Origin of the sequence: Sphingopyxis solisilvae, from assembly GCF_015475875.1 — a bacterium.
GTDB lineage: Bacteria > Pseudomonadota > Alphaproteobacteria > Sphingomonadales > Sphingomonadaceae > Sphingopyxis > Sphingopyxis solisilvae.
Window position 1 is genome coordinate 1 of sequence record NZ_JADKYM010000044.1, and the last position, 5,235, is coordinate 5,235.

Annotated in this window: 6 protein-coding genes; 5 read left to right on the top strand and 1 reads right to left on the bottom strand. The window is 65.2% G+C overall.

The genetic code is table 11. The features are described from left to right. Positions 1-1,078: cytochrome c oxidase subunit II (gene coxB / locus IR187_RS16570; RefSeq protein WP_228766015.1), on the bottom strand; the 1,078-nt coding region annotated here is incomplete at its 3' end. 231 nt (positions 1,079-1,309) lie between these two features. On the opposite strand from coxB, the gene pyrE reads away from it, so the two are divergent. From pyrE to IR187_RS16595, 5 genes are all read left to right on the top strand, one after another. After that, positions 1,310-1,894 (top strand): orotate phosphoribosyltransferase, encoded by a 585-nt coding sequence (gene pyrE, locus IR187_RS16575; RefSeq protein ID WP_194955675.1) that lies wholly within the window; start codon positions 1,310-1,312, stop codon positions 1,892-1,894. After that, positions 1,891-2,622 (top strand): pyridoxine 5'-phosphate synthase, encoded by a 732-nt coding sequence (locus IR187_RS16580; protein WP_194955676.1) that lies wholly within the window; start codon positions 1,891-1,893, stop codon positions 2,620-2,622. The genes pyrE and IR187_RS16580 overlap by 4 nt, the downstream gene beginning before the upstream one ends. A gap of 151 nt (positions 2,623-2,773) precedes the next feature. Continuing rightward, a complete protein-coding gene (gene acpS / locus IR187_RS16585) occupies positions 2,774-3,175 on the top strand; it encodes a holo-ACP synthase (protein ID WP_194955677.1) in 402 nt (133 codons plus the stop codon). A 7-nt stretch (positions 3,176-3,182) separates the two neighbouring features. After that, the gene (lepB, locus tag IR187_RS16590) at positions 3,183-4,025 is read left to right on the top strand and encodes a signal peptidase I (RefSeq protein WP_194955678.1); all 843 of its coding nucleotides are present in this window, start codon (positions 3,183-3,185) and stop codon (positions 4,023-4,025) included. An 11-nt stretch (positions 4,026-4,036) separates the two neighbouring features. Further along, positions 4,037-5,146 (top strand): AI-2E family transporter, encoded by a 1,110-nt coding sequence (locus IR187_RS16595; RefSeq protein ID WP_194955679.1) that lies wholly within the window; start codon positions 4,037-4,039, stop codon positions 5,144-5,146. Positions 5,147-5,235 lie beyond the last annotated feature (89 nt).

Sequence of the window (5,235 nt, forward strand, 5' to 3'; positions counted from 1 at the left end):
GATGAGCCGTGCGGGCGAAAATGCGGAGAAGGTGTGCGCATGGCTTCGCGATCATCCGAAGGTCGATGGCCTGGGCTATCTCGGCTTTCTGCCCGACGGGTCGCAAATCCACCGGACCCGCCGGGTTGCCGCCCTTCGAGCGCACCCACGCCTCCCATTTGTCGACCGGCAGCACTTCGACCGCGATCGGCATGAAGCCGTGGTCGACGCCGCACAGTTCCGAACACTGGCCGTAATAGACCCCGACCTTGTTTGCGGTGAAGGTCGTTTCGTTGGCGCGACCGGGGACCGCATCCATCTTGGTCCAGAAGGCAGGGACCGCAAAGCTGTGGATCACGTCGGCGCCGGTGATGATAAGCTTCACCTGTCGCCCGACGGGAACGACCATGCGGTTATCGACCGCCAACTGGTACGGCTCGCCAGCCGCTTCCGCGGCATCCTTGGGCAGCATTTTCGACACATATTCGCCGATGCCCTGGTCGGGGTAGGCATAGCCCCAATACCATTGGTAGCCGGTGACCTTGATCGTCAGCGCGTCCTTCGACGGCGGCTCGTACTGCTGTGCCAGCAAGCGGATCGACGGGACCGCGATCACGGCGAGGATCAGCACCGGAATCGCGGTCCAGATGATTTCGATAAAGGTGTTGTGCGTCGTCTTCGACGGCACCGGGTTCGCCTTGGCGCGGTAACGGAAAACGACCCAGAGCAGCAGGCCGAGCACAAACAGCGAGATTACGGTGATGACCGGCAGCAGGATGACATTGTTGAACCAATAGGCCTGCTCACCGACCGGGCTGACCTGCGGCTGGAAATCGATGCCGCGGTCGATCGGCTGGCCAACCCCGGCTTCGGGCTTCAGCGGAACATAGGTGGCGTCGCCTGCGGGAACCGCCGCCTCGGTCGTCGCGGGCGCGGCCACCGGGGCTTCGGCCGGGGCGGCGACCGGCGCCGGATTCGCAGCGGTTGCCGTCACAGGCGCTTCGGCCGGAGCCGCTGCAGGTGCCTGCTGCGCATGACCGGCGCCCACCGCGCCGAGCGACAATGCCGCCGCAATTACAAGGGTTTTCAAGCTCTTCATAAGACTGGTGCCGCCCGTTGCCTGTTGTTCTTATCGTGCTCCGGCCCGCCTTGCCAACCGTCGGACATGCGTCGCGACAGCCGCAAGCCGGGCTGAATCTCGCGGGCGCTATAGACCCGCTTGCCGCTTGCCTCAAGCATCTCTAACACTATTTTGCGGCGGGATAATCTTTGCCGCCAAAACCCGCGCGCCCGCCACGGGCGACACCCTCAACAAAAGAATCATTCTCCCATGACCGACGACGAAATCCTGGCCGAATTCCGCGCCGCCGACGCCTTGCTGCAAGGGCATTTCCTGCTCTCGTCCGGACGTCACAGCGAATATTATCTGCAATGCGCGCGGGTCTTGATGGATACCGACCGTGCCGGCCGGCTTGCGGTCGCGCTGGCGGCGAAACTGCCCCGCGACCTCAAACAGGCGATCGACGTCGTGGTGTCACCGGCCATGGGCGGGGTGATCATCGGCCATGAAATGGGCCGCGCGCTCGGCAAGCCGGCGATTTTTGTCGAGCGCCCGACCGGGACGTTCGAACTGCGCCGCGGCTTCACCATCGAACCCGGTGCAAAAGTGCTGATGGTCGAGGATGTCGTGACCACCGGCCTGTCGTCGCGCGAAGCAATGGAGGCGGTGCGCGCAGCGGGCGGCGACGTGATAGCGGAGGCGGCGCTCGTTGACCGCTCGGCGGGCAGCAACATCGACCTCGGCGTCCCCTTCTACCCCCTCGTCGCGATCAATTTCCCGACCTATGCCGCCGACGAGCTTCCCGATCACCTCGCAGGAACCGAGGCCATCAAGCCGGGGAGCCGCGCGAATTGACGGATCGCCTTCGCCTGGGGGTCAACATCGACCATGTCGCGACGATCCGCAACGCGCGCGGCGGCGAGCATCCCGACCCGGTGCGCGCGGCCGAAATCGTCGCAGCGGTCGGCGGCGACGGTATCACCGCGCATCTGCGCGAGGACCGGCGCCACATCCGCGACGACGATCTGGCGCGCATTCAGGCGGCGACCGACCTGCCCTTGAACCTCGAAATGGCGGCGACCGACGAGATGGTCGAGATCGCGCTGCGCCATAAACCGCACGCCGCGTGCATCGTCCCCGAAAAACGCGAGGAACGCACGACCGAAGGCGGGCTGGATGCGGCGGGGCAGCATAATCACTTGGCGCCGATCGTCGCGCGCCTGTCCGACGCGGGCATTCGCGTCAGCCTGTTCATCGAACCCGACCCGCGCCAGATCGAGGCCGCGATGATGCTGCGCGCGCCGGTCGTCGAATTTCACACCGGACGCTATGCCCATTGCGAAGGCAAGGAACGCGCAGTCGAACTGCGCCGCATCGCCGATGCCGCGGCGCTGGCGTGGAAGAATGGCATCGAACCGCACGCCGGGCATGGCCTGACTTACGAGAATGTCGTGCCGGTCGCGGCGATCCCGCAGCTCGCCGAGCTCAACATCGGCCATTATCTGATTGGCGAGGCGATCTTTACCGGGCTGGAAGATGCGGTGCGGCGGATGCGGGCGCTGATGGACGAGGCGCGAGGGTGAACGGGCTCCCAAGTTCCTCCCCGCGTGCGGGGAGGTGGCAGCGCGAAGCGCTGACGGAGGGGGCCATCGGCCTTCAACGTCGCGTCGGGCCGCGAACCCCCTCCACCATCCTGCGGATGGTCCCCCTCCCCGCAAGCGGGGAGGATTGACGTTGATCATCGGCCTCGGCTCCGACCTCTGCAATATCGAGCGGATCCAGAATTCGCTCGACCGTTTCGGCGAGCGGTTCGAGAATCGCGTCTTTACCGATATCGAGCGCGCCAAGGCGGCGCGGCGGCCGTTCACGCGCGCGGGCACCTATGCCAAGCGCTTCGCCGCGAAAGAGGCGTTCTCCAAGGCGGTCGGCACGGGTTTCAAGCGCGGTGTGTTTATGAAGGACATCGGCGTCGTCAACGCACCCTCCGGCGCCCCGACGCTCGCGCTGACCGGCGGGGCGGCCGAGCGGCTCGCGCAGATGATCCCGCCGGGTCACACCGCGCACATCCACCTGACATTGACCGACGACCACCCTTGGGCACAGGCGTTCGTCATCATCGAAGCAATCAAGGATTGACGGAATAATGGCGAAGGACAAGACAAAGGACGACGGCAGCTGGGGCAAGTTGATCCGCGACATTGCGGTCATCCTGCTGCTCGTGCTTGCCATCCACAGCTGCGTCGCCAAGCCCTTCTATATCCCGTCCGATTCGATGATGCCTGCGCTGCGCAACGGCGACCGGCTGATCGTCAGCAAATATCCCTATGGCTGGTCCTATGCCTCGGTCAGTTTCCATCTGGCGCCCAAGACCGAAGGCCGCCTGTTCGGCAAGCTGCCCGAACGCGGCGACATCGTCGTGCTCGAACATCCGGTGACGCGGATCGATTATATCAAGCGCGTGATCGGCCTGCCCGGCGACACGATCCAGCTGACCAACGGCGAGCTCAGCATCAACGGCAAGCCGGTGAAACGCGAGGTCCAGCCGATGCTGTCGATCCCGGTCGATCCCAACCTGCCCGGACCCGACAGCAGCCTTTACCGCTTTGTCCATCGCGACATCGGCGGCAAGGCGACGCTGGAACTGCCGATCGTGCGCGAAACCCTGCCCGGCGGCGCGAGCTTCGACACGATCGACATGGGCCCCGGCTATAGCACCGACGATTATGGCCCGGTCAAAGTCCCGGCGGGCCATATATTCCTGATGGGCGACAACCGCGACGGCAGCGCCGACAGCCGCGTCGCCACCGAACTCAAGGGTCTGGGCGGCGCCGTACCGTTCGACAGCATTGCGGGTCGCGCCGAGATCATCAGCTTTTCGACCGACGGCACCGCGATATGGTATAATCCCTTGAGCTGGTTCCAGGCGCTGCGATCGGGCCGTGCGGGAACCGACCTGCGCCCCGAACGTAGCAGCGGGACGCAATAGGGAGCATCGGCATGGCGGCGACACGGAAACCGGCCGGAACGCGCAAAGTATCCGCCGCCGCGACGCACGTCGAAGCCCCCGGCCCGACCGAAATCCGCAGCGAGCCGGTGCGGGCCGAATTGCTGCGCGCCAGCGTCTGGCTGGGTCTGGCGCTGTTGATCGCCGCGTGCGTCGTGTTGATCCAGCCAATCCTGCTCATTTTCGCCGCCATCGTCATGGCCGCCATCCTCGACGGCGGCACCCGCCTGCTCGGCCGCGTGCTGCCGATCGCACGCGGGTGGCGGCTGCTGATCGTCTGCCTGTCGGCGCTGGCGTTCATCGTCTGGACGATGATGTTCGCCGGATCGCAGATCGCGGCGCAGGCGGTCAGCCTGCAGAGCGTCGTCATGGCCCAGATGGAACGGCTGGCGGCATGGGCCAGCGACCATGGCATGGGCAGCTTCAAGCTCGACACCAAGACGATCTCCGACAATTTCGCCGGGACGTTCGGCCGCGTCACTGCGGCGGTCGGGTCGGTAGTCGGGGCGCTGACCAGCCTGGTGATGATCCTTGTTTTGGGAGTCTTCATCGCGATCGAACCGCGACTGTACGAACGCGGCTTTGCCTGGATGCTGCCGATGAAGCACCGTCAGGATTTCTATATCACCACCGCGCGCATGGGGTTCACCCTGCGCCGTTTGATGGCGGGGCGCCTGCTCGGCATGTTCGTCGAGGGGGTCGGAACCTGGCTTGCCTGCCTTGCCGTTGGCATCCCGATGGCGGCGCTGCTCGGCCTGCTGACCGGCCTGCTCGCCTTCATCCCCAATATCGGCGCGATCGTTTCGGGTGTGCTGCTGGTGCTTGTCGGCTTTTCCGCGGGGACCGATACCGGGCTGTGGGCGATTATCATCTACCTCGTCGTCCAGACCGTCGACGGTTATCTGATCGTGCCGATGGTGGCCAAAAAAACCGTCGACCTGGCCCCTGCCCTCGTCCTTGGCGCGCAGATCCTGTTCGGCGCGCTGCTCGGCATCATGGGGCTGTTTCTGGCCGACCCGATCGTCGCGATGATCAAGGTCGCGCTGGAGCGTGAGGCCGAACGCAATGCGGGGACCGCGGACGGGACAGCGGAGGCGAGCTGACGTGGCCTGATTACTTTCCCGATCGTCATCCCGGCGAAGGCCGGGATCTCGCCCTATTGAAATAACGCTCCGGCGAGATCCCGGCCTTC